The 429-nt window shown below is 51.0% G+C and carries 1 protein-coding gene; it reads left to right on the top strand.

Annotated features, from left to right (window positions below; genetic code table 11):
- Positions 1-396: transposase (locus UF06_RS18925; protein ID WP_045571816.1), on the top strand; the 396-nt coding region annotated here is incomplete at its 5' end.
- Positions 397-429: the final 33 nt, after the last annotated feature.

Raw genomic sequence — 429 nt, 5'->3', positions numbered from 1 at the left:
AAAGCAGAGCGCCAAGAGCATGCTAAGCCGATACTGGATGAGCTTTATGAATGGATGACAACTCAGAAAGTGCTTGAGTCTAGCCCGCTGGGTAAAGCGATAAAATACACGCTCGGCCAATGGCCGAAGCTCACCCGCTATATCGATGACGGTCACTTATCGATAGACAACAACCGAGCTGAACGCGCAATAAAACCGCTGGTTATTGGGAGAAAGAACTGGCTCTTCTCGACCAACCCTAACGGGGCGGAAGCGAGCGCGATGCTTTACAGTATCGTCGAGACAGCGAAAGCCAACGGCCTTATCCTTTACGACTACATGGTCAAGTGCATGCAGGAGTTAGCGAAAGCGGAACCTGATATCGATGCACTCCTGCCTTGGAACTTCAAACACTAACAATATCGCCCCGTGGGTTCATGGGGCGGATAC

The sequence above is a fragment of the Vibrio sp. S234-5 genome, assembly GCF_000960595.1.
Classification (GTDB): Bacteria; Pseudomonadota; Gammaproteobacteria; order Enterobacterales; family Vibrionaceae; genus Vibrio.
This window is presented reverse-complemented; position numbering and strand designations above follow the sequence as displayed.